Raw genomic sequence first — 25,618 nt, 5'->3', positions numbered from 1 at the left:
AAAGCGCGGCCCTCGTTCTCCGTGCAAACTGGCGTGTTACCGCCACTCCACCTTGGTGATCTCGTACGCCTTGGCGCCGCCGGGGGCGTTGACCTCGACGGTCGAGCCCTTTTTCTTGCCGATCAGTGCGCGCGCCAGCGGCGACGTGATGGAGATGCGGCCCTTCTTGGCGTCGGCCTCGACCTCGCCGACGATCTGCCACACCGTCTTCTTCTCGGTGTCCTCGTCGACCAAAGTCACGGTGGCGCCGAATTTGATGGTGTCGCCCGAGAGCTTGGAGATGTCGATGATGTCGGCGCGCGCAAGCTTGTCCTCGAGCTCGGCGATCCGGCCCTCATTGTGGGACTGTTCTTCCTTCGCGGCGTGGTATTCCGCGTTTTCGGACAGGTCGCCGTGGGAGCGGGCCTCCGCGATATGCTCGATGATGCGCGGACGGTCCTCGGACTGGCGCTTCTTCAATTCTTCCCCGAGCGCGGCAAAGCCGCTCGCAGTCATCGGAACCTTTTCCATCTCTTCTCTCGTCCTTCGGCCGCGCGCCCGCCAGAACACAGAGGGCGCGGCAACCTTGATTCGTCAGTGGTCCGGGGCTGAAATGCCGCCACCGGAGCGTTATGTGGGTCTGGCGCCGGAACAGAACAACCACACGGCCGGACCGTTCCTCCGGCCATTATGGCTTGACTGCCAATCACTTAGCAGCAGCGAAAGCTGTCGCTCGTGATCAGGTTTCCGAAAAGTAGCTCTGCAGGGTACGAACCTCAAGGTCCCCGCCCAGATAGGCGCGGATGCCCTGCGCGGCCGCCACGGCCCCGGAAAGAGTGGTGTAATACGGCACTTTATGCAAGAGGGCCGCGCGCCGCAGCGAACGGCTGTCGGCGAGCGCCTGCGGGCCTTCTGTGGTGTTGAGAACGAGCTGGACGTCGCCATTGGTGATGGCGTCGACGATGTGCGGCCGTCCCTCCAGCACCTTGTTCACCTTCTCGGCCGGGATACCCTGATCGGTCAGGAAGCGCGCCGTGCCCGATGTCGCGAGCACCTTGAAGCCCAGCGCGTGCAACTGGCGCACGGCTTCGGCGATGCGGACCTTGTCGCTCTCCCGCACCGAGACGAACACCGTGCCCTTGCGCGGCACCCGCGTTCCGCCGCCGAGCTGGCTCTTGGCGAATGCCACCGCGAAGGAGCGGTCGATGCCCATGACCTCGCCGGTCGAGCGCATTTCGGGGCCGAGCACCGTGTCGACGCCCGGGAAGCGGGCGAACGGGAAGACCGATTCCTTGACGCCGACATGCTTGAGATCGGCCTTCTTCAATTTGAAGTCGGCGAGCTTCTCGCCGGCCATGATCCGCGCGGCGATCTTTGCGACCGGCATGCCGATCACCTTGGCGACGAAGGGCACCGTACGCGAGGCGCGCGGATTGACTTCGAGCACGTAGATCTCGCCGTCCTTGATCGCGTATTGCACGTTCATCAGGCCGACGACGTCGAGGCCGAGCGCGAGCTCGCGCGTCTGCCGCTCCAGCTCAGCGATCATCGCAGGCTCGAGCGAGTGCGGCGGCAGCGAGCAGGCGCTATCGCCGGAATGGATGCCGGCTTCCTCGATGTGTTCCATGATGCCGACGATGAACGTATCCTTGCCGTCGCTGAGGCAGTCGACGTCGATCTCGGTGGCATCGGACAAATAGCGGTCGAACAGCAGCGGGTTCTTGCCGAGCACGGTGTTGATCTGCCCGGTCTTGTCGTTCGGGTAGCGCGCCTTGACGTCGGCCGGCACCAGCTCCGGCAGCGTGCCGAGCAGATAGTCGTTGAGCTGGTTCTCCTCGCGGATGATCTGCATCGCGCGGCCGCCGAGCACATAGGACGGGCGCACCACCAGCGGCAGGCCGAGATCGGCGGAGACGAGCCTCGCCTGCTCGACCGAATAGGCGATGCCGTTCTTCGGCTGCTTCAGGCGGAGCTTGTCGAGCACGCGCTTGAAGCGATCGCGGTCTTCGGCGAGGTCGATGGCATCAGGCGAGGTGCCGAGGATCGGCACTTCGGCGGCTTCCAGCGCGCGGGCGAGCTTCAGCGGGGTCTGGCCGCCGAACTGAACGATCACGCCATGCAGCGTGCCGTTGCTGCGCTCCTTCGCGATGATCTCCAGCACGTCCTCGGCGGTGAGCGGCTCGAAATAGAGCCGGTCGGCGGTGTCGTAGTCGGTCGACACCGTTTCCGGGTTGCAGTTGACCATGATGGATTCGTAGCCGGCGTCATGCAGCGCGAAGCAGGCGTGACAGCAGCAATAGTCGAACTCGATGCCCTGGCCGATCCGGTTCGGGCCGCCGCCGAGGATGATGACCTTCTTCTTGTCCGAGGGCGCGCTCTCGTCGGCGTCGCTGCCTGCGAACGGAGACTCGTAAGTCGAGTACATGTAGGCCGTCGGCGAGGCGAATTCGGCGGCGCAGGTATCGATGCGCTTGTAGACCGGACGCACGCCCAGCGCGTGACGCTTCGCGGTGACGTCGGCTTCCGTCGTCTCGGCCAGGACCGCGAGCCGTGCGTCTGAAAAGCCCATGGTCTTGAGCGTGCGCATGCCGAAGGCGTTGCCGGGCAGGCCGTGCTTCCGGACCTTCTCTTCCATGTCGACGATGCCGCGCATCTCGCCGAGGAACCAGGGATCGATCTTGCAGGATTTGAAGATGTCATCGTTCGACCAGCCGAGCCGCATGGCTTGCGCCACCTGAAGAATGCGGTTCGGCGTCGGCGTGCCGAGCGCGGCGCGGATCGCGTTCTTGTCGTCGTCGCGGCCGAGGCCCTCGATCTCGATCTCGTCGAGGCCGGTCAGCCCGGTCTCGAGTCCGCGCAGCGCCTTCTGCAGGCTCTCCTGGAAGGTGCGGCCGATCGCCATGACTTCGCCGACCGACTTCATCGAGGTCGTCAGCGTCGAGGAGGCGCCGGGGAACTTCTCGAAGGCGAAACGCGGGATCTTGGTCACCACGTAGTCGATGGTCGGCTCGAACGAGGCCGGTGTCGCGCCGCCGGTGATGTCGTTGGCGATCTCGTCGAGCGTGTAGCCGATGGCGAGCTTGGCGGCGACCTTGGCGATCGGGAAGCCGGTGGCCTTCGAGGCCAGCGCGGACGAACGCGACACGCGCGGGTTCATCTCGATCACGACCATGCGGCCGTCTTCCGGATTGACGCCGAACTGCACGTTGGAGCCGCCGGTTTCCACGCCGATCTCGCGCAGCACCGCCAGCGAGGCGTCGCGCATGATCTGGTATTCCTTGTCCGTCAGCGTCAGCGCCGGCGCCACCGTGATGGAATCGCCGGTGTGGACGCCCATCGGATCGAGGTTCTCGATCGAGCAGACGATGATGCAATTGTCGTTCTTGTCGCGCACCACCTCCATCTCGTACTCCTTCCAGCCGAGCACGGATTCTTCGATCAGCACTTCGTTGGTGGGAGACGCGTCAAGGCCGCGCTCGATGATGTCGAGGAACTCTTCCTTGTTGTAGGCGATGCCGCCGCCGGTGCCGCCCATGGTGAAGGAGGGGCGGATGATCGCGGGCAGGCCGATCTCGGACAGGGCCATCATGGCCTGGCCGAAAGCGTATTCCTGATAGCGCTTGCGGCGGTCGCTCTCGCCGAGCGTCCATTGCCGGTCGAGCTCTTCGAGCGCGGCGCCCGACAGCTTCTCGCGTTCGGCGTGGTACTTGTCGCGGAAGGACTTCTTCAACTCGGAGGCGTTGGCGAGACGCGATTTCGGCGTCTCGAGGCCGATCTTGGTCATGGCCTCGCGGAACAGCTGGCGATCCTCGGCCTTGTCGATGGCATCGGCGGTCGCACCGATCATCTCGACGTCGAACTTTTCCAGCGTGCCCTGCCGGCGCAGCGACAGCGCGCAGTTGAGCGCGGTCTGGCCGCCCATGGTCGGCAGCAGCGCGAAGCCGCCGGCAATGACGTGACGTTCCTTCTCGATGATCTTGGCGACGATCTCCGGCGTGATCGGCTCGATATAGGTCGCATCGGCCAATTCCGGATCGGTCATGATGGTGGCCGGGTTGGAATTGACGAGGACGATGCGATAGCCCTCTTCCTTCAGCGTCTTCACCGCCTGTGTGCCGGAATAGTCGAATTCGCAGGCCTGGCCGATCACGATGGGACCGGCGCCGATGATCAGGATGGTCGAGATGTCGGTTCGTTTAGGCATCACCGCTCGCGGGCTGGAAACTGGGCACAAAAAAAGGGCGCGCTTGCCGCGCGTCCCCTTGTGCGAGAGCGCGGGGTCTTCCCTCGCGCGCGGGTGGGTCTTAGACCAGTTTTCGGGGCGGCGAAACCCCGAAAAACGCCCATCAACCGGCAATTTTGACGGGTTTTGGCCGCGCCTGCCAGCCACGGGCGAGATGCACCAGAAGGGCCGATGTGACGCTCAAGCCGCCGACCCAGCCGAGGTCGCCCGGGCTCCAGGCTGCAAGCACGGCGCCGCCCAGGCCTCCCCCGATTGCAAAGCCGAGATACATGGCGGAGGCGTTGATGGAGAGCGCGACCATCGAGGCCTGCGGCTCTATACGGATGATGCTGGCGACCTGCGCCGGATAGAACGCCCAGCCCGCAAGGCCCTGGAGGAAGATCGGGCCGAGGATCGCATAGTGCGCCTGTCCGGGAAGGAACTTCAGCACCAGGGAATGCACGAAGAGCGCGCTGGCCATGCCGATTAGTCCGAGCGCGGCGGTGGCGGCGGTGCCAAGCCGGTCAGCCAGCAGGCCCCCGAGCACGTTGCCAATGGCAGCCGCCGCGCCGAACACCAGGAGCGCGAGGCTGATCCGCGCGGCATCGAAGCCCAAGGCGCGCAGCGGAACGGCAAAATAGGTGAATATGGTGAAGCCACCCAGAGCCCATAAAATCGTGATCACGAGCGCGAGCAGGACATTGCGGTGGCGCGCCACTGCAAGTCTTTCGCCGAGCGAGGCCGTGTTGCGCGGCAGGCCGCGGGGCAGGCCGAGCAAGAGGCCAGCGAGCGCAACCGCGCCGATGATTGCGACCATGGCGAACGTCGCGCGCCAGCCGAGCAAGCTGCCGACCAGATTGCCGAGGGGCACGCCGATGACGGTCGCAACCGTGAGGCCCGAGGTCACGAGCGCCACCGCCCGGCCGCGCCGTTCCGGCGAGGCGACCGCCACGGAGACGGCGAGCGCAGTGGGCATGCACAGCCCAGAGCCCAGCGCCATCAGCATCCGCGAGGCCAGCAGCAAGGCATAGTTCGACGCCACCATCGCTGCGAGGTTGCCGGCAATGAAGGTCGAGAGCGCGAGCGCCAGCACGGTGCGCCGGTCGATGTTGTTCAGCGCCACCGCGAGGATCGGCGATCCCACCGCATAGGTCAGTGCGTAGGCGGTGACCAATTGGCCGGCGGCCGCGACCGAAATCGAGAGATCCCCGGCGATCGCCGGCAAAAGTCCTGCAATCACAAAGCCTTCGGTGCCGATCGCGAAGGCCCCCAGGGCCAGCCAGAATACGCTCATGGGTCGAGATCCTATGTTCAATGTTTATTGAACTATTGAAGAGGACGATTTCGGAGTCAATTGGTTCAAGAACTATTGAACATCGGAGCCGCGTCGCTATGATTCCCCTATCATGAGCCGCACGCCACCCCACCCCACCCGCGACCAGATCGAGCTGCCGCTGGTTCTGGATTGTCTGAGCGATCCGATCCGGCTCGCGATCGTCTATCAGCTCGCGCAGCAGGAACCTGTCAGCAGCGAATTGTGCTGCGGTGACTTCAACGGGCTCGCCGGCAAGTCGAACCTCACCTATCATTTCGCAAAGCTGCGCGATTGCGGGCTGATGCAGACGCGCGTGTCGGGCACGAACCGGTTCATGCGGCTGCGGCGTGACGACCTCGAGGCGCGCTTTCCGGGCCTGCTCGACGCCGTGCTCAAGTCAGCGGCCAAGGACGCGGACAGGCTTCAGCTGGCCTCGGGGTGCGATGTGGTCGAGGCGGGGTGAGCGAAGGATCTTTATGAAGCGTGCCCGGCTTCGCCCTTCGGGCTTCGCCGCGGCAGCCTTCGCCGCGAAACGGCTTGCCGAGCCGAAGCTGGCGGAGCCAGCGAAGGCTGGAGACCCGGCCTGGATTTGAACCAGGATGAAGAGCGATGCACCGCTCTCGCGTAGACGCTTCCGCCACCGGGCCATGGCGATCATGTCCGATCGAGGTGCGACAAGCTACCCCCAGGTGGTCGTTATGCTTAACGCACCAAGGGTGGCCGCGCGATGAAGGTCATGCGCCAGCGGTTGTGGCCGATATTGGTGTTGGCGCGCTGGCTGGCGAAGCCCGCCGCCTTCAGCTTGGCCGTGATCTCGTCCTCGCTGTAGCGCTGGAGCCCGATGCGCGAGCGCAGCTGACGATAATCCGACAGCGCCGTGCTGATGAGCCCGATCAGCGCATCCTTCAGGAAGCCGTGACGCAGGCCGAAGGAGAGCAGCGCGGCCACGTCCCTGACCATCCCGACATGCGGCTGCAGGATATCGCCGAGCACCAGCTTGCCCGACGGCTTCAGGATCCGCCTGACATTGCCGAGCGCGGCATCGAGCTCCTCCGCCGTCATGTATTGCGCGACCGAATTCATCACGACGAGGTCGATCGACTGGTCCCGCATGTTGCGGACGTCATCGAGCGAGCGGACCCGGATCTTGGTGTTCGGGGCGAAACGCGCAATCAGCCGGCCGCGCACGCCGGGCGCCGGCTCGGCCAGGATCAGCTTGCCGCAGGCGGACGCCACCTGGCTCGCCGACAGCGCCTCGCCGCAGGCATAGTCGAGCACCGTCGCGTCGGGCGAGGCGATGTAGCCGATGATGTCCCGCGCGATGATCTGGAAGTGCAGGTCACGATGCAGCTTGCTGACATAGATCGTATGCGTCGAGTCGTAATAATCGATCCAATCGTCCATGGTGTCCCGCCCGGCGGTTCCGGCCCCGGAACCGTGCTGCCCGCTTTGCGTTAGGGGTGCGACGGCGTGCCGTCAATGTCCGCGTCCTAACAGGAAGGTTTCCCGTGAGCAAAGCCCCCAGCAAGGTCTCGCCCGATCTCGACACCCCGACCGATCTGCAGCCCCAGGCGGTCGCCAAGGTTTCCGAAGCTCTCAACGTGCTTCTGGCCGATGCGTTCGCCCTCTACCTCAAGACCAAGAATTTCCACTGGCACATCAGCGGCCGGCATTTCCGGGATTATCATCTGTTGCTCGACGAGCAGTCCGATCAGATTTTCGCCAGCACCGACCAGCTCGCCGAGCGCGTGCGCAAGATCGGCGGCACCACGCTGAAGTCGATCGGCCAGGTCGCAAAGCTCCAGACCATCAAGGACAACAACGAGGACTACGTGCCGCCGCGCGAGATGCTGCGCGAACTGATGCAGGACAACAAGCATGTGGCGGCGGCCATGCGAAAGGCCCACGAGGTCTGCGACGACGCCGGCGATGTCGCCAGCGCCAGCCTGCTCGAAAACTTCATCGACGAGACCGAGCGCCGCACCTGGTTCCTGTTCGAGGCGACGCGCCAGGAAGGCGGCAACGAGGCGTAGCTGATCTCCACAATGTCGTCCCGGCGAAGGCCGGGACCCATAGCCACTGCCCGCGGTTTGGCGAGGATTGGTCATGACCATCTCGTGCCACAACTTTATCTGAGGAGTATGGGTCCCGGCCTGCGCCGGGACGACCGCGGAAATTGTTGTGCGACTGAGGCTAACTCCGCCACAGCCGCATCAGCGCGCCATGCTCGCCCGTCACCGGGTCGGCGGGCGGCAGCGCGACCTGCGGAATCGTCTGCAACGCCTTGGCGTGGTTCTCCGGTGTTGCCCGCGTGATCTCCATCTTCGATCCCGGCGGATAGGCGCCGATCACGCAGAAATCGTCGCTCGCCTCGATGCACTGATGCCCGGTGCCGGCGGGTAGGACCGCGACATCGCCAGCCTTGATCTCGAGCTCCTGACCGTGATCGCCGCCGAAGCGAACCCGGGCGTGGCCGCGCGCGACGCCGAGCACTTCATGCACCGTCGCGTGATAATGCAGATAGTCATAGACCCCGTTGCGCCACGTGCCGCCCCATCCGTTGGTTTCGAACAGGTTTTCGATGGTCTCTTCCGGCTGTTTCGGGTCGAGCGTCACCGCGCCCTGGTAGACGAGGAATGGGAGGATGTTGTTCGGCACGAGCCCGTCATCCTCGAACACGATGGCGAGCGGCTCGGCAAAGTCGCGGACGACGGACATGGCGGGACTCCGGCAGCAAACGCTTCAAGGGAATCAAGACGGCGCGGGCGCTCTTGTTCCCAAGCCGACAGGCCGGCTTGACGGAGATCAAGGTGCAGCCGGCCGTTCGAGGGCACGCCATCCGGAGAGACAAGGATGGAACGCCATGTACGCATCGGATGTCGCACAGCGCCATTTTTCCGCGGCCATCGATGAGGCCGAGACCACCGGCCTCGGACACGAAGCCGTCTGCCGGGCTTTGCTCAATCTGGTGATCGCGAAATATCTGGAGACGAGATCCGTCGCCGATATCCAGGCGGAGCTGCGCTTCATCGCCGAGAACTGCGATCCCGACACGGACTTCATGTTCATGCGTCCGTGACGTTCCTGCCTCCGTGACGGCGGCCAGCGGACGCAATCGTCCGCCGGCGTTGGTGGGCTTTACGCGCTCTTCTTCTGCCGCATCAGGTCGGCGAAGCGCTGGAACAGATAGTGCGAGTCGCGCGGGCCCGGCGATGCCTCGGGGTGGTACTGCACCGAGAACACCGGTTTGCCATCCAGCTGGATGCCGCAATTGGACCCGTCAAACAGGGAGATGTGGGTCTGCGTCGCGCCCTTGGGCAGCGTCGTCTCGTCCACGGCAAAGCCGTGGTTCATCGAGGTGATCTCGACCTTGCCGGTGGTTTCGTCCTTCACCGGGTGATTGGCGCCGTGATGGCCCTGATGCATCTTCTTGGTCCTGGCGCCGACGGCAAGACCAAGCATCTGATGGCCGAGGCAGATGCCGAAGGTCGGCGTGCCCGACTTGATGACGTCCTGGATCACGGGGACCGCGTATTTGCCTGTGGCGGCCGGATCGCCCGGGCCGTTCGACAGGAATACGCCATCCGGCTTCATCGCCAGAATGTCGGCGGACGAGGTCGTCGCCGGCACCACCGTCACCTTGCAGCCGACGCCGGCGAGCAGGCGCAAGATGTTGCGCTTGATGCCGTAATCGATGGCGACGACGTTGAACTCCGGCTTGTCCTGGCGGCCAAAACCCTTGTCCCACAGCCACGGCGTCTCGTCCCAGGTGAAGCGCTGGCCTGAGGTGACCATCGGCACGAGGTCCATGCCCTCGAGGCCGGGCCATTCGCGCGCTTCTTCCTTCAGGCCATGCAGGTCGAACTCGCCGTTCTTGGCGTGCGCGATCACGGCATTGGGCATGCCCTTGCTGCGGATCAGCGCGGTCAGGGCGCGGGTGTCGATGCCGGAAAGGCCGATGATGCCGCGCGCCTTCAGCCAGGCATCGAGATGCTTGGTGGCGCGGTAGTTCGAGGGATCGGTTATCGCGGTGCGCAGGATCACGCCGCGCGCGCCCGGCGTCGCGGCCATGTTCACCGTCTCGATGTCGTCCTCGTTGGTGCCGACATTGCCGATATGTGGGAAGGTGAAGGTGATGAGCTGGCCGGCATAGGAGGGATCGGTCAGGATCTCCTCATAGCCGGTCATCGCGGTGTTGAAGCAGACCTCGCCGACGGCATGGCCTTCGGCGCCGAGACCAAAGCCTTCGAGCACCGTGCCATCGGCAAGCACGAGGAGCGCGGTCGGTTTATGGTCCGGCCAGGCGGGATCGTTGTCATGTTGTGTCATGAGCCCGCTTCATAAGCCCCCCACGCGCGGCCGTCAAAGCGGGAAACGGCGGATTCACATGCGTTTTTGCATATTTGGCAGGCCTCCTCAGGCACTTAGGCCGGGTTTGGCAATTTTGCGCCATTTTGGCCGCTGGCGGGGCAACAATGAACCTCTCATGACGGGTCCGCACTGGCCTCTTTGCCGGGAACAGCTTAGATCATGGCGATAGACGGAAGGGATCACGATCATGCTGCGCGACGACATCAACAATGCGGTCAAGGAGGCCATGAAGGCCAAGGACGAGCGCAAGCTCTCCACGCTGCGCATGGTGAACTCGACCATCAAGAACGCCGACATCGACGCCCGCGGCAACGGCAAGCCGCCGCTGTCCGACGCCGATCTGCTCGCCGTGCTGCAGAAGATGATCAAGCAGCGCCAGGAAGCGGTCGAGCTCTACGACAAGGGCGGCCGCGCCGAGCTTGCTGCGCAGGAGCGCGAGGAGATCGCGGTGATCTCGGCCTATCTGCCGAAGCAGATGTCCGACGACGAGGTGCAGAAGGCGATCGCCGACGCCATCGCCGAGACCGGCGCTGCCGGCATGAAGGACATGGGCAAGGTGATCGCGGTGCTGCGCGCGAAATACGCGGGACAGATGGATTTCGGCAAGGCGAGCGGCCTGGTGAAGGCGGCTTTGTCGGGCTAGCTCTCTTCCCCTCTCCCCTTGTGGGGAGAGAAGGGATACCTTTGATGCGGCGCCTGTTCGGTCTACTCTCTTCGATAAGAAAATCGGGAGGCCGCCGATGACCGCCATCAAACCGTTCCGCATCGCCATCAGCGACGACATCCTCGCCGATCTCAAATCGCGCCTTGCCCGCACGCGCTGGCCGGAGGCCGAGCTGGTCGATGACTGGAGCCAGGGCGCGCCGCTGAAATGGATCCAGGAGATCTGCGCCTATTGGGCCAACGGTTACGACTGGCGGGCCCGTGAGGCAAAGCTCAATCGCTTCGACCAGTTCACCACCGAGATCGACGGGCTCGACATCCACTTCCTGCATGTGCGTTCGCGAGAAGCAAACGCGCTGCCGCTGATCATCACCCATGGCTGGCCCGGTTCGATCGTCGAATTCCAGAAAGTCATCGCGCCGCTGGTCGATCCCGTTGCCCATGGCGGCAATCCTGCGGATGCCTTTCACGTGATCTGCCCGTCGCTCCCGGGCTTCGGCTTCTCGGCCAAGCCAAAAACTACCGGCTGGGGTGTCGACCGCATCGCCGCGACCTGGGCCAGGCTGATGGACCGGCTTGGCTATGCCAGGTACGGCGCGCAAGGCGGCGATTGGGGCTCGGCGGTGACGACCTCGCTCGGCGCGCAGGACCCTGCACATTGCGCCGGTATCCACATTACGCTTGCCTTCAATGCCGCGCCTGACGTCGAGGGCGAGCCGACGCCGGAGGAGAAACGCGCGCTCGCCGGCCTCAAGCATTATGTCGATCTCGACTCCGGTTACTCGAAACAGCAATCGACCCGGCCGCAGACGCTCGGCTATGGCCTCACGGATTCGCCGAGCGGCCAGGCGGCCTGGATCCTGGAAAAGTTCTGGGCCTGGACCGATTGCGACGGTCATCCCGAAAATATCTTCGACAAGGACGAGCTGCTCGACAACGTCATGCTCTATTGGGCGACCGAGACGGCGACGTCGTCGGCGCGGCTCTATTGGGAGAGTTTTGGCAAGCGTCGAACGCCACCGAAAGTGACCGTGCCGACCGGGGTGGCGGTGTTTCCCAAGGAGATCATCACGCCGGTGCGGCGCTGGATGGAACCGAATTTTCCCGACATCACCCATTGGAGCGAGATGGAGAAGGGCGGACATTTCGCCGCCTTCGAGCAGCCGGAGCTGTTCGTGCGCGATGTCAGAAAATTCTTCGCGACGGTGCGCTGAGCCATGCTGACCGAAGCCGCAACGTATGACGAGCTCACGCGCAATTTCCGCTGGGACATCCCTGATCGATTCAATATCGCGGAGGCGTGCTGCGACCGCCACGCCGACGGCACCGGCCGGCTCGCGCTCATCTATGTCGACGAGACCGGCGCCACCACGCGCACCTCCTTCGACGAGGTCGCCGAGGCCTCGCGCCGCTTCGCCAATGTGCTGAAGGCCGATGGCCTCGTGCGCGGCGATCGCGTCGCGGTGTTCCTGTCGCAATCGCTGGAACTGCCGATCGTGCATATGGCGGCGTTTCGTTCGGCGATGATCTCGATTCCCCTGTTCGCACTGTTCGGCGAGGACGCACTGGAATTCCGTCTGTCGAATTCGGAGGCGAAGGCTATTGTCACCGACGCGGGCGGCTGGGAGAAGCTTTCGAAGATTCGCGATCGCCTGCCGGAACTGAAGAACGTCTATGTCGTCGGTGAGCGTGCGCCGGCCGGCACCCAATCGTTCTGGCATGCGCTGAAGAGCGCGCCGGCCGACTTCGCCCGTGTCGACACCTCGGCCGACGATCCCGCCGTCATCATCTACACCTCGGGCACCACGGGCAATCCCAAGGGCGCGCTGCATGCGCACCGCTTCGTGCTCGGTCATCTGCCCAATGTCGAGATGTGCCACAACTTCCTGCCGCGCCCGGGTGATCTGATGTGGACGCCGGCCGACTGGGCCTGGATCGGCGGCCTCGTCAACGGCCTGTTCTCGTTCTGGTATCACGGCATTCCGCTGGTCGGTCATCGCGCCCGAAAGTTCGAGCCGCAGGCGGCGATGCAGATGATGGCCGATCTCGGCGTCCGCAACGTCTTCCTGCCGCCGACCGCGCTGAAGCTGATGCGCCAGGCCGGGGTGAAGCACGCGGGCGTCAAGCTGCGCAGCATTTTCACCGGCGGTGAATCGCTCGGCGGCGAGCTGCTCGGCTGGGTGCGCGAGACCTTCGGCATCGACGCGCACGAGGTGTTCGGCCAGACCGAGTGCAATCTTGTGATCGGCAGCAACTCCAACCTGTTTCCGATCCGGCCCGGTTCGATGGGCAAGGCGACGCCGGGCTTCGACGTCCGCATCGTCAACGACAAGGGCGAGGAGCAGCCCCGCGGCCAGCGCGGCATCATCGGCGTGCGCCAGCCATGTCCCGTCACCATGCTCGAATACTGGCGCAACCCGGAGGCGACGGCGAAGAAATATGTCGGCGAGTTTCTGCTGACCGGAGATCTCGGCGTGCAGGATGCGGACGGCTATTTCTGGTACGTCAGTCGCGAGGACGACGTCATCACCACCGCCGGCTATCGCGTCGGCCCATCCGAGATCGAGCATACGCTGATGAAGCATCCGTCGGTGGCGATGGCGGCTGTGGTCGGCATCCCCGATCCCATTCGCACCGAGTCGATCAAGGCCTGGATCGTGCTGCGTCCAGGCTTTGCGGCCAGTGATGCGCTCGCGCGCGAGATCCAGGAGTTCGTGAAGGTTCAGCTCGCGGCCCACGAATATCCACGCTTTGTCGAGTTCGCCGAGACCTTGCCGATGACGGCGACGGGCAAGGTGCTGCGGCGCGAGTTGCGGGCGAGAGGTTAGCTTCTGACACAAGGGAGGTGCGCTCCCTCCCCCGCTCCTGTCGCGCCGAAGCCCGCCTTCGGGCGAAGGCGGATGCGGGGGAGGGTCGGGGAGAGGGTTTCTCCGCAACGGGACAGTCCCCCAGAGGAAAGAACCCTCACCCGGCGCGTTGCGCCGACCTCTCCCGCAAGCGGGAGAGGTGCACCGAGCCCGCGGCGGCTTGATGCAACCCCATCCCATCACGCCCTAGCGTGGTGTCCCCGACAGGGCGGTCCGCAGCATCGCGGCGAGATCCTGCCGCTTGAACGGTTTCGTCAGAATGCGGGCGTCGACCCCGTCGGGAGTCTTGACGGGATCCTGGCTGTAGCCGGACGTAAAGAGCACCTTGAGGCCAGGGCGTAAGGCCGTCGCCTGCCGCGCAAGCTCCGGCCCGAACATGCCGCCGGGCATGACGACATCGGTGAACAGCAGATGGATGTCTCCTCGCTGGCGCAGCACGTCCAGTGCCGCCGGTCCGCTCGACGTCGCGATGACGCGGTAGCCGAGCGTCCGGAGCTGGCATTCGACATAGGCTCGCACCATGTCGTCGTCTTCAACGACGAGAATGGTCTCGCTTCCGTCGGGTGCCGTGACCTGCTCTGGGGGGATCGAATCCTCGCCCGGCGTCGCCGCGATACGAGGAAAGAACAGCCTGACGACGCTGCCTTGTCCTGGCTCAGACTGGAGTTGCACGAGCCCGCCGGATTGCTGCGCGAATCCGTAGACCATGCTGAGGCCGAGGCCTGTGCCCTTGCCCACCTCCTTGGTGGTGAAGAACGGTTCGAACGCGCGGCCCGCGACGTCTGCTGCCATGCCGCATCCCGTATCCGTCACGGCCACCATGACGTAATCTCCAGGGTGCGGTTCGCCGTTGACATCGAGATCGGATGGCCCGAGCGAAACATTGCGAACCTCGACCGTCAGCCCGCCGCCACCTGGCATCGCGTCGCGCGCATTGAGCACGAGATTAAGCAGGGCGGTCGCGAGCTGGCCGGGGTCGACGCTGGTCAGCCACAGATCGGCGCCGAACGCGAAGCTGCACTCGATGTGCTCGCCGAGCGACCGGCGCAACAGCTGCTCCATGCCGACGACCTTCTCGGCGATGTCGATCTCGCTTGGTCGCAGCGGCTGCTTGCGCGCGAAGGCGAGAAGGCTGCGCGTCAGGTCCGAGCCGCGCTCGGCGGCGGTTGCGATGTCGCCGGCGATCCGCTGCAAGTCCCTGTTGCCCGCCAGACTGTCGGCAAGATGCTCGGAATTGCCGAGAATGACGGTGAGGAGATTGTTGAAATCATGCGCCACGCCGCCGGTGAGCTGGCCCATGGCTTCCATCTTCTGGGACTGGCTGAGCTTGTGACTGAGGTCCGCGATGGCGGCGCGCTGTTGCTCGAGCGACTCGGCGGTGCCGTTCAGCAGGGCCATCAGTCCCCCCAATTCGCCGCTGGGATGCGGCGGGGGAATGCGTGCGCTGAGGTCGCCAAGCCCGAGCCGCTTTGCCATTGCGGCGAGCCGTCCCACCTGGCGTCCGATGCTGACCGTCGCCAGGATCCAGATGCCGGCGAGCAGCAGCAGCGAGGCCACCGCGAGGATCGCCAAGTCCTCAAAGAGCCTGCGGTTCGCCGCCGCGACCAGTCCGTCCTTGGAACGTCCGACCAGAATGTAGAGACCGGCGCTGCGGATCGCGGGCGAGCGGGCCACGGCCCAGACCTGTCTGTGGCCTTCGCGATCGGCCAGTTCGCGCGACGCCTCGCCGTCGGGCGATGCCGCGAAACCAAACAGGTCAGTCCCCGCGATCGACGCGCCGACCGGCTGGTTCCAACTGCCTGTCTTGGGGGCGACGAGGATCGTCCCTTTGCTGTCGACGAGCAGGATCTCGGCGAGCAAGCGCTTGTCGTGAAACTCCGCGAACTTGTTCAGGTTGAAGGAGGCGAGCAGGACGAATTTCAGCGCGCCGGTGTCCGATCGCACCGGATAGGCGATCTGGAGCACCGATATTCCGGTCAGGCGGCCGAACACCGGCTCCACCGCGACGGCGCCTTGCGAGACCTTTGCCTGCTTGAAATAGGCGCGATCATTCAGGTCGAGGACGCGGTTGGTCCGCAGTGAATCGCAGAACAGGCTGCCATCGGGGTCGATGGTCAGGATTCCCGTGAACTGCGGATATTCTTCGCGCACGTCGGACAGAAACGCCGAGCAAGCCGCCTTGTCGCGCGTGTCGAGGTCGCGGGCGCGGGCGAGGCCGTAGTGAAGCTGCGCGGTGCCCTGGATCTTCTCGTTCAGATCGCTGGCGATGTCGTCGGCGGATGCGGCTAGATTGGCCAGGGCTGCCTCGATCTCGCTGCTGCGATTCTGCACGAAGCGCAAGCCGACGAGGCTCGCGGGTACCAGCATGGCCGCGATGACGAGGATCAGTAACCGGGTACGCAGGCTCATCGGTAGGAAGGGTCCGCTCGTCGCGCGTGTTCGTTGGAGGTACAATTTGCGGCACGATCGTCCGCCCAGTCCATAGCCATCGATGCGAAAACCTGACCGAAGGTCAAGGTTCTGGCGCGCGTGCATCGGGACGTCGCTACAATCTAGCCCGTCGTCCAGTGTCGAGTTGCGCGTGCGCGCAGTGGCGCTAATATCTTGGGGTGCGCGACGAAAGATCGCGCCAAAGTGGGGAGGAAGCTGATGTCCGTCTCGGGCAAAGTCGATCCTGTGGTGCGTCCCGTCGCGGCGACGGACATCGCCGAGGCCCTCGTCGAGGGCCTGCGCGATTTTCAGGCCCTGCCGCTCTATGGCGTCGCCTTCGGGGCGCTCTACGCCGCCGGCGGCATCATCATCATGCTCTGTCTCACCGCCTTCGGGATGGTCTATCTCGCCTATCCGCTGGCGGCGGGCTTCGCGCTGATCGGGCCATTCGTCGCGATCGGCCTCTACGAGGTGAGCCGCCGCAGGGAGCGTTGCGAGCCGGTATCCTTTGCCACGATCTGGTCGGCGATCCGTTCGCGCGGCGAGATCGGCTGGATGGCCTTCGTCACGCTGTTCGTGTTCGTGATCTGGATGTATCAGGTGCGGCTGTTGATCGCGCTCCTGCTCGGCCTGCACGCCTCGTTCTCGAGCCTGCAGGAATTCATGACGGTGGTGCTGACGACCAACGAAGGCCTGCTGTTTCTCGCCATCGGCAACGCGGTCGGCGCCGTGTTGTCGCTGATCTTGTTCTCACTGACCGTGGTGTCGTTTCCGCTGCTGCTCGACCGCGAGGTCGATTTTGTCACGGCCATGGTGACCAGCGTGCGCGCGGTCGTGACGAGTCCATTGCCGATGATCGGCTGGGCGGCTGTCATCGTGATGCTGCTGATCGTCTCGGCGCTGCCGTACTTCCTCGGTCTGGTGGTGACGCTTCCCGTGCTCGGGCACGCGACGTGGCATCTTTATCGGCGGTTGGTGGTGCCCCTTCCGTGACCGGTGCCGTAGGGTGGGCAAAGCGAAGCGTGCCCACGTCTTTGCTATTCGATGGGAAGACGTGGGCACGGCGCAAGTGCGCCTTTGCCCACCCTACCATACTGAGGTTGCGGCGACCTACGGCGTCTTGATGCCCATCGCCTTCAGCGCATCCAGCATCCGCTGCGGCGGGCCGAGCCTGACGGCGAGTGGATTGCCGGTTTCGAGCACGCTCTTGAGGCTCGAGAGGATCGCGGGCCAGCCCGAGCGCCCGCCGGACAGGATGTCATCGCTGAGTTCGCGGTCATGGCCTTCGCTCATCGTGAGCCGGACCGCGTCGCCGATTTGCTCGATGTCGTAGGTGACGAGGGTCGGTCCCAGCTTCTCGATCAACTCGGGCCAGTTGACGTTGAACGTTACCGCAAGCTTGCGCGGCGGATCGTAGGCGAGCACCTCGCCGCTGATATGCACGGCGCCGTCAGGCGTGCGCACGATGAAGGCGCCGCCGAGCCGCGGCTCGACCTCAACGGCGTTGCCGAAGAAGTATTGCCTGCTGAACTCGGCAGAGGTCAGCGCCTCCCACACCTTCTCCGGCGTGGAGGCGATGTAGATGGTGTAGACCGTCAGCGGCTTGAACTGATCGAGCTTCATTTTGCGTCAAATCCCTTGTTGAGGGCTGCGCGCGTGATGTTGAGCAACTTGCCAGTCTCCAGCAGGCTCTTGAGCTGGGACAGGATCGCCGGCCAGCCGTTGGAGACGGCGCCGAGATATTTTCCGCCCTCGATGAAGCCGTCATGCAGCACGGTCAGACGCACGACCGGGCCGAAGGGTTCGAGGGTGAACACGACCCGCGAGATCGGTTCGCCGCGCAGCTCTTCGTATTTGTGGTGCTTGAAGCTGTAGGACAGGCGCCGCGGCGGATCGGCCTCGAGGATCTCGCCGGAATCGGTGACCTCGCCGTCGAGTGTGAGCGCGAAGGGCGAGCCGACCGTCCAGTCGGAGCGGACCTCGGCGCCGAACCAATATTGCCGGGTGAACTCGCTCGACGTCAGCGCCTCCCAGAGCTTCTCCGGCGTGGTCTCGATATAGGTGACATAGACGAATTGCGGCTTACTCATCACGCTTCTCCAACTGGCGTTTCAATTCGCTGAGCGCGGCGAGCTTGCCGCGCTCGAATTTCCTGATCCAGCGCTCGCCGATCTGGTGGATCGGCACCGGATTGAGATAGTGCAGCTTCTCGCGGCCATGCCTGATGGTCGTGACCAGATTGGCCTCTTCGAGAATGACCAGGTGCTTTGTCACCGCCTGCCGCGTCATCGCGAGGCCTTCGCAAAGTTCGTTCAGCGTCTGACCGTTCCTGGCGTGAAGCCTGTCCAGCAGCGATCGTCGTGACGCATCGGCGAGCGCTTTGAAGACCTCATCCATGGTGGCGATAATAGGCAACCAAATGGTTGCATGTCAAGATGGTGTCTTTGGCGCATGCAAATGGCTGTGCTAGCGTTGAAGCTCAGCCAACGCAGATTGGTTCCGGGAGGACTTTGATGTTCCGTTGCGTCCTGACTGCTGCCGCCCTCGTCTTTTTCGCCGGCAGCGCCCTCGTTCATGCCCAGAAGCAGACCATCGGTGCGCCGCCCGAGGCGTCGAACATGAAGCTGGTCGGCTTTAACGATCTCCAGGCGCGTAGCGCCTATCAGCCGACCATCCATCACCAGGGCGATCGCTGGATCGCCTATATCGGCCATCACGGCGGCACCGATGACGTGCCGGCACCCGTCAATCCGATGACGGGCAAGGCGGAGCCGAACGGGACCTCGATCGTCGACGTCACCGATCCCGCGCATCCGAAATATCTCAGGCACCTGCCGGGGCAGGAAGGCAAGTACGAATCCGGCGGTGCGCAGATGGTGCGGGTCTGCGACGGCAAGTCCCTGCCCAAGGGCGATCCCAACGCGGTCTATATGCTGCGCACCTTCGGCAGCGAGGCGCATGAGATCTGGAATGTCGTCGATCCCGCCAATCCGGTCCTGATCACGCGCATCGGTGGATTGAAGGATACGCACAAGAACTGGTGGGAGTGCGACACCGGCATCGCCTTGCTCGTTTCGGGCGCACCGGACTGGCGGACGCGGCGCATGACGCAAATCTATGATCTCGCAGATCCCGCGCATCCGCAGAAGATCCGCGACTTCGGCCTGCCCGGTCAGGAGCCCGGATCGACCGGTGCCGTCCCGACCGAACTGCACGGACCGATCTCGACCGGGCCCAACGGCAACCGGGTCTATTTCGGCTACGGCACCAACAAAGGGGGAATTCTGCAGATCGTCGACCGCGACAAGCTCCTGAATGGGCCGAAGGAGCCGACGCCGGACAATCTGCGCTATCCCGAGATCTCGCGGCTGCCGATGTCCGCGTTCAACGGCGCGCACACGACGTTTCCGATGCTCGACATGCCGGTCACCGAGTTCGCCGACGACAAGGACGGCAAGACGCGCGACATCGTCATGATCGTGGATGAAGCGATCCTCAACGAATGCGGTGAGGCGCGGCAGATGGTGTGGTTCGCTGACGTCACCACCGAGACGCGGCCGATGATGATCTCGAGCTACACCGTGCCGGAGGCGAGCGGGCAGTTCTGCCAGCGCGGCGGCCGCTTCGGCTCGCATTCCTCGAACGAAAGCATGGCGCCGGTCTATTACAAGAAGATGGCCTTCATCGCCTTCTTCAATGCCGGGGTGCGCGCGCTCGACATCCGCGACCCCTATCATCCGAAGGAGGTCGGCTACTTCATTCCGTCGATCACGCAGGCGACCGACAAGCGGTGCATTCCGGTCGAGGGCGGCGAGCGCTGCAAGGTCGCGATCCAGACCAACAATGTCGAGACCGACGACCGCGGCTACATCTACATCGTCGATCGCGCCAACACCGGCCTGCACATTCTCGAGCTGACCGGGCCGGCGCGCACCGTGGCCGGCCTGCCGAAGAACTGACGATGCGGCGCGCGGCGGCGATCGCGGCGGCAGTGGCGCTGGGCGTGTCCGGCGTCGGCGCGGATCAGCTTGTGCCGCAGCCCGCGCCGGCATCTGCTGGATGGCGCGAGCTCGCCTGGCCGTTCCCGCGCGACGGCTGGCCCGCGGGCCGCGCGTTTCGTTGCGAGGGCGGTGGCTGCGACGGCACCGAGCTCTATGTCCGCGCCAAGCGCGGCTTCTGCAATTGCGAGGGCGGCGTCGCCGATGACGATGAGGTCGATCGCGTCGCCGATCTCGACCTGATCACCCCGCGCTTCGCCGCGAGGGCGCCGGGCGAGGCGGTGCATGTCGGTGGCATGCGCGGTCGCGCCCGGGCCTATGATCTCGCGATGGCTGATGGCGCGCGCCACACCGCGACCGGTATCGCCCTCTCACGGCGGTGCGACCTCGTCGTCGCGGCGGCGCAGGGGCGAGGCGACGCCAACGCGATGCGGCACGCGGCGCTCGTGTTCCTCAAGACGCCGGAGATGAAAGCGTGGATGATGTCGGCGCTGGACGGGAAGTAAGTGCCATGCATTAATACCGTCAAATGCCTTCAGCCTTGAGCCCTCCCCATGATGTCCATGCAAGCCTATCTCGCCTTTATCGCCGCCTGCATTGCGCTCGCGCTGCTGCCGGGGCCGATCGTCACGCTCGTCGTCGCCAACGGGCTGCGGTACGGCACACGCCCGGCGCTCACCAACATTCTCGGCGTGCAGATCGGGCTGTTGATCGTGATCGGCATCCTCGCGGTCGGCCTGACCACGCTGATGGCGACGATGGGCTATTGGTTCAACTGGGTGCGCTTTGCGGGTGCGGCCTATCTGGTCTGGCTCGGCATCAAGCTGATCCGCTCGCCGGTTGAAGGCGTCTCCGCCGATGCCCCGCCGCCGCCTCCGCGCGGAGGCTTTCTGTTGCAGGGCTTCGTCGTGGCGTTGTCGAACCCGAAGCTCCTGGTGTTCTTCGGCGCGTTCATTCCGCAATTCATGGACATGAGCAAGGATCATTTGTCGCAGGTCCTGGTGCTCGGATTGACCTTCATGGTGCTGGCCGGATTGACCGACGGAATCTACGCGTTGCTGGCCGGTCAGGTCCGCGGCTTTTTCTCCGCGCGCCGCACCCGCCTGGTGTCGCGCGTCTCCGGCGGCTTCATGATCGGCGGCGGCATCTGGCTGGCGTTGATCCGGGCCAAATGAGCCGGCTAGCCGGGCAGCAGTTCCGGCTTCAACTCCGTTTCGATCTCCGCAAAGATCCGCGCCAGCCGCTCCGCCCATTGCTGCTGGCCGGATTGATCGGCGATCAGATCCTGGCGGATCTCGATGCCGGTGTTGACGAGACCGCGCGCCTCGCCGTGGACGGGAATGGTGTAATCGGTGAGATCGCTCGCCGCGTAGGGTTCGTTGTCGCCCACGACGAGATCGCCCTCGGCGCGCAGATGTCCGAGCAGCAGCTTCGGCAGCACCTTGTCGCGGTTGTACAGCGCGCCGATGTGCCAGGGCCGCGCGACGCCGGCATAGACCGGCGTGAAACTGTGCAGCGACACCAGCACCGTCGGCCGCTTGTCGCGCAGGCGGCCGTCGATTACCGCATCGATGCGACGATGATAGGGCTCGAAGATCTCGCGCCGCCTTAGCCCGCGCTCGCTTTCGGAGATGCCCTCGTTGCGCGGCACCATCGTCGCTTCCGAAATCACGGGAATCGAGCTCGCGACGCCAGGCGGGCGGTTGCAGTCGATCACGAGCCGCGAGTAGCGTTGTGCGATGAGATGCGCGTCCAGCATCTTGGCGAGCCGGTCGGCGACGCCGGCGATGCCGATGTCCCAGGCGATGTGCCTGACAAGCTCGCTCTCGGCAATGCCGAGGTCGCCTAGCGCGCGCGGCAGGATGCGGCCGTAATGGTCCGATGTGAGCAGGAAAGGCGATGTGCCCTCCGCATTCACCTCATGCACGGGCGGAATATCGCCCTCGCCCAGGAGTTGATCCGTCACGGGTTGATCCGTCGCCCCGGCTGTGTGCAGGTCCATCCCGATTGCCTCTGAAAGGATAATCTGTTGAAACGGAGTAACCCCATTGCACCGGCGCCGCAACGTTCGAACAGCATGACCTCCGATCGTCTCTTCGTCTACGGCACGTTGATGCGCGGCTTCGACCATCCGATGGCGCGGCTGTTGGCGCAGCATGCGGATTTCCTCGGCGAAGCGACCTGCCGCGGCCGGCTCGTGCTGGTGAAGCATTATCCGGGATTGCTGCTATCCGAGGCGTCAGCGGACATCGTTCACGGCGAGCTTTTTCGCTTGCGCGCCGGTGACGAACTTTTGCGCGAGCTCGACATGTACGAGGCCTGCGGCGAGGGCTTTCCGGAGCCGACCGAATATCTGCGCCAGCTGATCGACGTATCAGGCGCGGACGGCGTCACAGCGCCGGCCTGGACTTACGTCTACAATTGGCCGGTGGCGGGCCTGCCGTTCATCGAGTCCGGGCGCTTCCTGGACCATTAAGCCGACAGCACTTCCTTCACCATGCGCACGTCCACCTCGCGCTCGACATAGCTCCACTCTTCAGTGCGCCGGAGCATCCCGACCAGCTCCTCGAACAGCGAGGCATGAGCCGGCGCGAACTCGAACCAGGTCAGGAAATCGAAGGGCTCGCCGAGATCGCGGCAGTGATAGAGCTGACGCGCCACCGCGGGCAGAAAACGCAGGCTGCTGGCGATGTGGTGCGATTTGTCCTCGAAGATCTTGCGCCGCTCTTCCTGCGTCAGCTCCCACCAGGCCTGCGACTTGCGGATCGGGATCAGCGCCGCACAGGTCGCTTCGACCCGGCCGAGGCCGGCCTGCACGGCGACGAGCTGCTGCTTCTCGGGCCGCTCCGTGTAGCGCAGGCTGCTCGCCACGCCGACCAGCCGCCAGGCATTGCGCGAGGGCACCAGCGGCAGCGCGACGGCATCGCCGTCGGTCACCGACAGCGCCGGCATGAAGGGCAGGGGTTCGCCCGCCACAGGCGAGATCGAGGTCACGCGCCAGCCCCCGCTCTGGCCACCCCGAAAGGTCCTGAACATGGCCTATCGAAGCGTGGAACCGGGCGGGGTTCAAGGGGGGCTCGCCGTCATTCCGGGGGGCGCCCGTCCCGTCATCCTGAGGCGCTCACACTGCAAAGCAGTGTGAGCCTCGAAGGATGAATCGGCCCCGATGCAGCTGCCAGCCGGGCCGTCGCCCTTCGAGGCTCGCCGAAGAGGCGAGCACCTCAGGCTGACGGATTGGGTACCGCGGGTGACGGTGACGGCCCCTGTGCATAGGTCGAATAGTCAGGATAACCCGCCTAAACCTGACTTCTGGCTCCGCCGCACCTATATCCCTGATCCCTTCGCCCGACTCACCCTGGATTGCGCTACACCCACACCATGCGCTTCACGCCCCAATTCCTCGACGAGCTGCGTGCCCGGCTTTCGGTCTCCGAAGTCGTGGGCAAGCGCGTCAAGCTGAAGAAGGCGGGGCGCGAGTGGAAGGGGCTGTCGCCATTTCAACAGGAAAAGACGCCGTCCTTCTACGTCAACGACCAGAAGGGTTTTTACCACGACTTCTCCTCCGGCAAGCACGGCGACATCATCTCCTTCGTGATGGAGACCGACGGCGTGCCGTTCGGCGAGGCGGTCGAGCGGCTTGCCGGCATGGCCGGCCTGCCGCTGCCGGCGGTGACGCCGGATGCGGCCCGGCACGAGCAGCGCCGCCGCACGCTGCATGACGTCATGGAGCTTGCGGCCAAATTCTTCGCCGAGACGCTGGCCTCGCGCCAAGGCGCAAAAGCGCGCGGCTATCTCGCCGACCGCGCCATCTCGCCGGCGACGCAATTGCAGTTCCGTCTCGGCTATGCCTCGCCAGATCGCTTTGCGCTCAAGGAGCACCTCGGCAAGCTCGGCGTCTCGGTTGAGGACATGATCGAAACCGGGCTGCTTGTGGCCGGCGACGACATTCCCGTTCCTTATGACCGCTTTCGCGATCGCGTGATGTTCCCGATCACCGATTTGCGCGGCCGCGTCATCGCCTTCGGCGGACGCGCGCTGGAGAAGGACGTTCCGGCCAAATATTTGAACTCGCCGGAGACGCCGCTCTTCCACAAGGGCGACAATCTCTACAATCACCAGACCGCGCGCAAAGCCACCCATGACGGCGCATCGCTGATCGTGGTCGAAGGCTATGTCGACGTCATCGCCATGGTCACCGCGGGCTTTCCCGGCGCGGTGGCGCCGCTCGGCACTGCGCTGACCGAAAACCAGCTCGCGCTGCTGTGGAAGATGGCGGACGAGCCGATCCTCTGCTTCGACGGCGACCGGGCCGGACAGAAGGCGGCGTATCGTGCCGCCGATCTCGCGCTGCCGTTTCTCGCGCCCGGAAAGAGTCTGCGTTTTGCCCTGCTGCCGGAGGGCCAGGACCCTGACGACCTCGCGCGCTCCGGCGGCCGCGGTGCGATCGAGGAGGTGATCGCGGCGGCGCGGCCGCTCGCCGACATGCTGTGGTCGCGCGAGCTCGAAGGCGGCAATTTTGCCACCCCGGAACGCCGGGCCGCGCTGGAAGCGCGCATCAAGGAGATGTCCAACGGCATCCGCGACGAGGTTGTCAGGCGCTATTACCGCGACGATTTCGTCGAGCGGCTGCAGCGCACCTTTTCGCCCGACGGCGGCCGCGGCGGCTTTGCCGGCAGGGGCAATTTCCGGCAAGGGGGCGGCGGCCGCCCATTCCAGCCCCGCTTCGGGCAGGCGAATCGATTCGGCGGCCAAGGATTCGGCCAAGGATTTGGCGGCGGCCGCCGCGGCGGCCCGTCCGGGCCGGCCCCGCTGCCGTCGGGCCCCTACCAGGCGGCCAGTCCCCAGCTGGCGGCGAGCCCGATCATGCGGGGGCAGCGCAGCGCCATCTCCCGCCGGGAGGCCCTGATCCTGCAATGCCTGATCAACCACCCCTGGCTGCTGCATGACCACCTCGAGGAGGTGGCGGCCCTGGAGATCGCCCACCCCGAGGCCCACAAGCTCCGCGCCGCCATCATCAGCGCCTTCGTCAACGACCATTACCACTCGCCGGACCCCGAGGAGCAGGCCGAGAAGATGCGCGGCGATCTCGACAAGGGCGGATTTTCGCAGGTTCTTCAACGGGTTGAAGGCGCCATTACCACCGCCGCGGTGTTTGGCGCCCGCGAGGGCGCGGCGAGGGACGATGTTCTTGCCACCTGGCACCAGCTCGTTGCCTTGCATCGGCAATGGCATTCACTACTTAGAGAGCTGAAAGACGCCGAGCTGGCCTTGGGGGAGGACCCCAGCGAGGCCAATTTGGCGTGGCTGCGCGACGTCAAGGCCCGGATCGGCGAAGTCGACGGCACCGAGGCCCTGATCGAGGGTTTTGGCGAGCTGTCAGGCCGGTTCCAGAAGAGCGTGTGATGAAAGAATCATGCGGACGGAGGCGACCGTAACCGCTAAAAGACTCGCCAAATCCAAGGTTTGGCGGCAAAAACAGGGTTAATCGAGGCTTAACGGTCTTGTAGCACTTTGGCCACGCGGCCGCAGGCAGAACAGACGCGTCAGGAATGAATCCGCGCAACAGCTGTTGGCACTACACCTGCATCCGCCGCGACAAAGAGGCTCACGAAGCGTTAGGCAAATCCGGCGAGAGAAAGGTCGGGGTGGCGAGAGATGTGCGCGCCGCCTTTTCCGTGTCGAGAGCTGACGAAGCGAGAGCGTCGAACAACAGGTTCAAGTGATTTCACGCGGACGCGCGCAACGTCCCGCATGAAACGCGTTTAGGAGCAAT

24 protein-coding genes are annotated in these 25,618 nt (G+C 64.7%); 12 read left to right on the top strand and 12 right to left on the bottom strand.

Going from position 1 to position 25,618, the window contains the following annotated elements:
- Positions 1–36: 36 nt before the first annotated feature.
- The 3 genes from greA to G8O24_RS08375 form a co-directional block, all read right to left on the bottom strand.
- Entirely contained in the window at positions 37–510 is a 474-nt protein-coding gene (gene greA, locus G8O24_RS08385) for a transcription elongation factor GreA (protein ID WP_018318257.1), read from the bottom strand.
- Positions 511–718: 208 nt separating this feature from the next.
- On the bottom strand, positions 719–4,183 hold the full coding sequence (gene carB, locus G8O24_RS08380; protein WP_188098268.1) for a carbamoyl-phosphate synthase large subunit: 3,465 nt from the start codon (positions 4,181–4,183) through the stop codon (positions 719–721).
- Between the two features lie 142 nt (positions 4,184–4,325).
- A complete protein-coding gene (locus G8O24_RS08375) occupies positions 4,326–5,495 on the bottom strand; it encodes an MFS transporter (RefSeq protein WP_188098266.1) in 1,170 nt (389 codons plus the stop codon).
- Positions 5,496–5,607: 112 nt separating this feature from the next.
- On the opposite strand from G8O24_RS08375, the gene G8O24_RS08370 reads away from it, so the two are divergent.
- Entirely contained in the window at positions 5,608–5,979 is a 372-nt protein-coding gene (locus G8O24_RS08370; RefSeq protein WP_188098263.1) for an ArsR/SmtB family transcription factor, read from the top strand.
- Positions 5,980–6,218: 239 nt separating this feature from the next.
- On the opposite strand, the gene G8O24_RS08365 is transcribed toward G8O24_RS08370, so the two are convergent.
- Entirely contained in the window at positions 6,219–6,920 is a 702-nt protein-coding gene (locus G8O24_RS08365; protein ID WP_188098261.1) for a class I SAM-dependent methyltransferase, read from the bottom strand.
- A 104-nt stretch (positions 6,921–7,024) separates the two neighbouring features.
- On the opposite strand from G8O24_RS08365, the gene G8O24_RS08360 reads away from it, so the two are divergent.
- The gene (locus G8O24_RS08360; protein WP_188098259.1) at positions 7,025–7,549 is read left to right on the top strand and encodes a Dps family protein; all 525 of its coding nucleotides are present in this window, start codon (positions 7,025–7,027) and stop codon (positions 7,547–7,549) included.
- A 160-nt stretch (positions 7,550–7,709) separates the two neighbouring features.
- On the opposite strand, the gene G8O24_RS08355 is transcribed toward G8O24_RS08360, so the two are convergent.
- Positions 7,710–8,234 (bottom strand): cupin domain-containing protein, encoded by a 525-nt coding sequence (locus tag G8O24_RS08355; RefSeq protein ID WP_188098257.1) that lies wholly within the window; start codon positions 8,232–8,234, stop codon positions 7,710–7,712.
- A 145-nt stretch (positions 8,235–8,379) separates the two neighbouring features.
- On the opposite strand from G8O24_RS08355, the gene G8O24_RS08350 reads away from it, so the two are divergent.
- Positions 8,380–8,595 (top strand): hypothetical protein, encoded by a 216-nt coding sequence (locus G8O24_RS08350; RefSeq protein WP_188098256.1) that lies wholly within the window; start codon positions 8,380–8,382, stop codon positions 8,593–8,595.
- A 59-nt stretch (positions 8,596–8,654) separates the two neighbouring features.
- On the opposite strand, the gene carA is transcribed toward G8O24_RS08350, so the two are convergent.
- Complete coding sequence (gene carA / locus G8O24_RS08345; protein WP_188098254.1) at positions 8,655–9,845, bottom strand: glutamine-hydrolyzing carbamoyl-phosphate synthase small subunit; 1,191 nt, start codon at positions 9,843–9,845, stop codon at positions 8,655–8,657.
- Between the two features lie 229 nt (positions 9,846–10,074).
- Here carA and G8O24_RS08340 point away from each other — a divergent pair, with 229 nt between their 5' ends.
- The 3 genes from G8O24_RS08340 (at position 10,075) to G8O24_RS08330 (ending at position 13,378) form a co-directional block, all read left to right on the top strand.
- Positions 10,075–10,530 (top strand): GatB/YqeY domain-containing protein, encoded by a 456-nt coding sequence (locus G8O24_RS08340; protein ID WP_188098252.1) that lies wholly within the window; start codon positions 10,075–10,077, stop codon positions 10,528–10,530.
- 97 nt (positions 10,531–10,627) lie between these two features.
- Positions 10,628–11,764 carry an epoxide hydrolase family protein gene (locus G8O24_RS08335; RefSeq protein ID WP_188098250.1) on the top strand — a complete coding sequence of 379 codons (1,137 nt, stop codon included), beginning with the start codon at positions 10,628–10,630 and terminating at the stop codon, positions 11,762–11,764.
- Between the two features lie 3 nt (positions 11,765–11,767).
- A complete protein-coding gene (locus tag G8O24_RS08330) occupies positions 11,768–13,378 on the top strand; it encodes an acyl-CoA synthetase (protein ID WP_188098248.1) in 1,611 nt (536 codons plus the stop codon).
- Between the two features lie 225 nt (positions 13,379–13,603).
- On the opposite strand, the gene G8O24_RS08325 is transcribed toward G8O24_RS08330, so the two are convergent.
- Entirely contained in the window at positions 13,604–15,826 is a 2,223-nt protein-coding gene (locus G8O24_RS08325; protein WP_188098246.1) for an ATP-binding protein, read from the bottom strand.
- Between the two features lie 240 nt (positions 15,827–16,066).
- Between G8O24_RS08325 and G8O24_RS08320 the strand changes: the two genes are divergently transcribed.
- The gene (locus G8O24_RS08320; RefSeq protein WP_188098244.1) at positions 16,067–16,840 is read left to right on the top strand and encodes a DUF2189 domain-containing protein; all 774 of its coding nucleotides are present in this window, start codon (positions 16,067–16,069) and stop codon (positions 16,838–16,840) included.
- 117 nt (positions 16,841–16,957) lie between these two features.
- On the opposite strand, the gene G8O24_RS08315 is transcribed toward G8O24_RS08320, so the two are convergent.
- Genes G8O24_RS08315 through G8O24_RS08305 form a run of 3 tightly spaced genes read right to left on the bottom strand, consistent with a single transcriptional unit; the run spans position 16,958 to position 18,244 of the window.
- The gene (locus tag G8O24_RS08315; protein WP_188098242.1) at positions 16,958–17,470 is read right to left on the bottom strand and encodes an SRPBCC family protein; all 513 of its coding nucleotides are present in this window, start codon (positions 17,468–17,470) and stop codon (positions 16,958–16,960) included.
- Positions 17,467–17,937 carry an SRPBCC family protein gene (locus G8O24_RS08310; RefSeq protein WP_188098240.1) on the bottom strand — a complete coding sequence of 157 codons (471 nt, stop codon included), beginning with the start codon at positions 17,935–17,937 and terminating at the stop codon, positions 17,467–17,469. Before G8O24_RS08310 ends, G8O24_RS08315 begins: the two co-directional genes overlap by 4 nt.
- Positions 17,930–18,244 (bottom strand): ArsR/SmtB family transcription factor, encoded by a 315-nt coding sequence (locus tag G8O24_RS08305; RefSeq protein ID WP_008544842.1) that lies wholly within the window; start codon positions 18,242–18,244, stop codon positions 17,930–17,932. Before G8O24_RS08305 ends, G8O24_RS08310 begins: the two co-directional genes overlap by 8 nt.
- Before the next feature lie 116 nt (positions 18,245–18,360).
- On the opposite strand from G8O24_RS08305, the gene G8O24_RS08300 reads away from it, so the two are divergent.
- The 3 genes from G8O24_RS08300 to G8O24_RS08290 are packed head-to-tail and all read left to right on the top strand — an operon-like array spanning position 18,361 to position 21,020.
- Positions 18,361–19,806 carry an LVIVD repeat-containing protein gene (locus G8O24_RS08300; RefSeq protein ID WP_188098238.1) on the top strand — a complete coding sequence of 482 codons (1,446 nt, stop codon included), beginning with the start codon at positions 18,361–18,363 and terminating at the stop codon, positions 19,804–19,806.
- Between the two features lie 2 nt (positions 19,807–19,808).
- Positions 19,809–20,351 (top strand): hypothetical protein, encoded by a 543-nt coding sequence (locus G8O24_RS08295; protein ID WP_188098236.1) that lies wholly within the window; start codon positions 19,809–19,811, stop codon positions 20,349–20,351.
- A gap of 51 nt (positions 20,352–20,402) precedes the next feature.
- Positions 20,403–21,020, top strand: coding sequence for a LysE family translocator (locus G8O24_RS08290; RefSeq protein ID WP_188098306.1), 618 nt, complete (start codon positions 20,403–20,405; stop codon positions 21,018–21,020).
- A 5-nt stretch (positions 21,021–21,025) separates the two neighbouring features.
- Here the strand turns inward: G8O24_RS08290 and G8O24_RS08285 are convergent, their stop codons facing one another.
- Positions 21,026–21,847 (bottom strand): N-formylglutamate amidohydrolase, encoded by an 822-nt coding sequence (locus tag G8O24_RS08285; RefSeq protein ID WP_188098234.1) that lies wholly within the window; start codon positions 21,845–21,847, stop codon positions 21,026–21,028.
- A 75-nt stretch (positions 21,848–21,922) separates the two neighbouring features.
- Here G8O24_RS08285 and G8O24_RS08280 point away from each other — a divergent pair, with 75 nt between their 5' ends.
- Entirely contained in the window at positions 21,923–22,321 is a 399-nt protein-coding gene (locus G8O24_RS08280; RefSeq protein WP_188098305.1) for a gamma-glutamylcyclotransferase family protein, read from the top strand.
- On the opposite strand, the gene G8O24_RS08275 is transcribed toward G8O24_RS08280, so the two are convergent.
- Positions 22,318–22,881: a chlorite dismutase family protein gene (locus tag G8O24_RS08275; protein ID WP_188098232.1), complete on the bottom strand. Its 564-nt coding sequence runs from the start codon at positions 22,879–22,881 to the stop codon at positions 22,318–22,320. The genes G8O24_RS08280 and G8O24_RS08275 overlap by 4 nt on opposite strands.
- Before the next feature lie 342 nt (positions 22,882–23,223).
- On the opposite strand from G8O24_RS08275, the gene dnaG reads away from it, so the two are divergent.
- Complete coding sequence (dnaG, locus tag G8O24_RS08270; RefSeq protein ID WP_188098304.1) at positions 23,224–25,248, top strand: DNA primase; 2,025 nt, start codon at positions 23,224–23,226, stop codon at positions 25,246–25,248.
- Positions 25,249–25,618 lie beyond the last annotated feature (370 nt).

It is taken from the genome of Bradyrhizobium campsiandrae (assembly GCF_014529705.1).
In the GTDB taxonomy this organism is placed as follows: Bacteria; Pseudomonadota; Alphaproteobacteria; order Rhizobiales; family Xanthobacteraceae; genus Bradyrhizobium; species Bradyrhizobium campsiandrae.
The sequence above is the reverse complement of the archived record's forward strand: the minus strand, read 5'-3'. Positions and strand labels throughout refer to the sequence as shown.

Bases quoted from the DNA above. Each gene is read 5' to 3' on its own strand.
- G8O24_RS08280 (WP_188098305.1), top strand. From the start codon at position 21,923: ATGACCTCCGATCGTCTCTTCGTCTACGGCACGTTGATGCGCGGCTTC.
- carA (WP_188098254.1), bottom strand. From the start codon at position 9,845: ATGACACAACATGACAACGATCCCGCCTGGCCGGACCATAAACCGACC.
- G8O24_RS08315 (WP_188098242.1), bottom strand. From the start codon at position 17,470: ATGAAGCTCGATCAGTTCAAGCCGCTGACGGTCTACACCATCTACATC.
- G8O24_RS08325 (WP_188098246.1), bottom strand. From the start codon at position 15,826: ATGAGCCTGCGTACCCGGTTACTGATCCTCGTCATCGCGGCCATGCTG.
- G8O24_RS08335 (WP_188098250.1), top strand. From the start codon at position 10,628: ATGACCGCCATCAAACCGTTCCGCATCGCCATCAGCGACGACATCCTC.
- G8O24_RS08340 (WP_188098252.1), top strand. From the start codon at position 10,075: ATGCTGCGCGACGACATCAACAATGCGGTCAAGGAGGCCATGAAGGCC.
- G8O24_RS08370 (WP_188098263.1), top strand. From the start codon at position 5,608: ATGAGCCGCACGCCACCCCACCCCACCCGCGACCAGATCGAGCTGCCG.
- greA (WP_018318257.1), bottom strand. From the start codon at position 510: ATGGAAAAGGTTCCGATGACTGCGAGCGGCTTTGCCGCGCTCGGGGAA.
- G8O24_RS08300 (WP_188098238.1), top strand. From the start codon at position 18,361: ATGTTCCGTTGCGTCCTGACTGCTGCCGCCCTCGTCTTTTTCGCCGGC.
- G8O24_RS08295 (WP_188098236.1), top strand. From the start codon at position 19,809: ATGCGGCGCGCGGCGGCGATCGCGGCGGCAGTGGCGCTGGGCGTGTCC.
- G8O24_RS08355 (WP_188098257.1), bottom strand. From the start codon at position 8,234: ATGTCCGTCGTCCGCGACTTTGCCGAGCCGCTCGCCATCGTGTTCGAG.
- G8O24_RS08365 (WP_188098261.1), bottom strand. From the start codon at position 6,920: ATGGACGATTGGATCGATTATTACGACTCGACGCATACGATCTATGTC.
- G8O24_RS08305 (WP_008544842.1), bottom strand. From the start codon at position 18,244: ATGGATGAGGTCTTCAAAGCGCTCGCCGATGCGTCACGACGATCGCTG.
- dnaG (WP_188098304.1), top strand. From the start codon at position 23,224: ATGCGCTTCACGCCCCAATTCCTCGACGAGCTGCGTGCCCGGCTTTCG.
- G8O24_RS08285 (WP_188098234.1), bottom strand. From the start codon at position 21,847: ATGGACCTGCACACAGCCGGGGCGACGGATCAACCCGTGACGGATCAA.
- carB (WP_188098268.1), bottom strand. From the start codon at position 4,183: ATGCCTAAACGAACCGACATCTCGACCATCCTGATCATCGGCGCCGGT.
- G8O24_RS08330 (WP_188098248.1), top strand. From the start codon at position 11,768: ATGCTGACCGAAGCCGCAACGTATGACGAGCTCACGCGCAATTTCCGC.
- G8O24_RS08290 (WP_188098306.1), top strand. From the start codon at position 20,403: ATGTCCATGCAAGCCTATCTCGCCTTTATCGCCGCCTGCATTGCGCTC.
- G8O24_RS08320 (WP_188098244.1), top strand. From the start codon at position 16,067: ATGTCCGTCTCGGGCAAAGTCGATCCTGTGGTGCGTCCCGTCGCGGCG.
- G8O24_RS08375 (WP_188098266.1), bottom strand. From the start codon at position 5,495: ATGAGCGTATTCTGGCTGGCCCTGGGGGCCTTCGCGATCGGCACCGAA.
- G8O24_RS08350 (WP_188098256.1), top strand. From the start codon at position 8,380: ATGTACGCATCGGATGTCGCACAGCGCCATTTTTCCGCGGCCATCGAT.
- G8O24_RS08310 (WP_188098240.1), bottom strand. From the start codon at position 17,937: ATGAGTAAGCCGCAATTCGTCTATGTCACCTATATCGAGACCACGCCG.
- G8O24_RS08275 (WP_188098232.1), bottom strand. From the start codon at position 22,881: ATGTTCAGGACCTTTCGGGGTGGCCAGAGCGGGGGCTGGCGCGTGACC.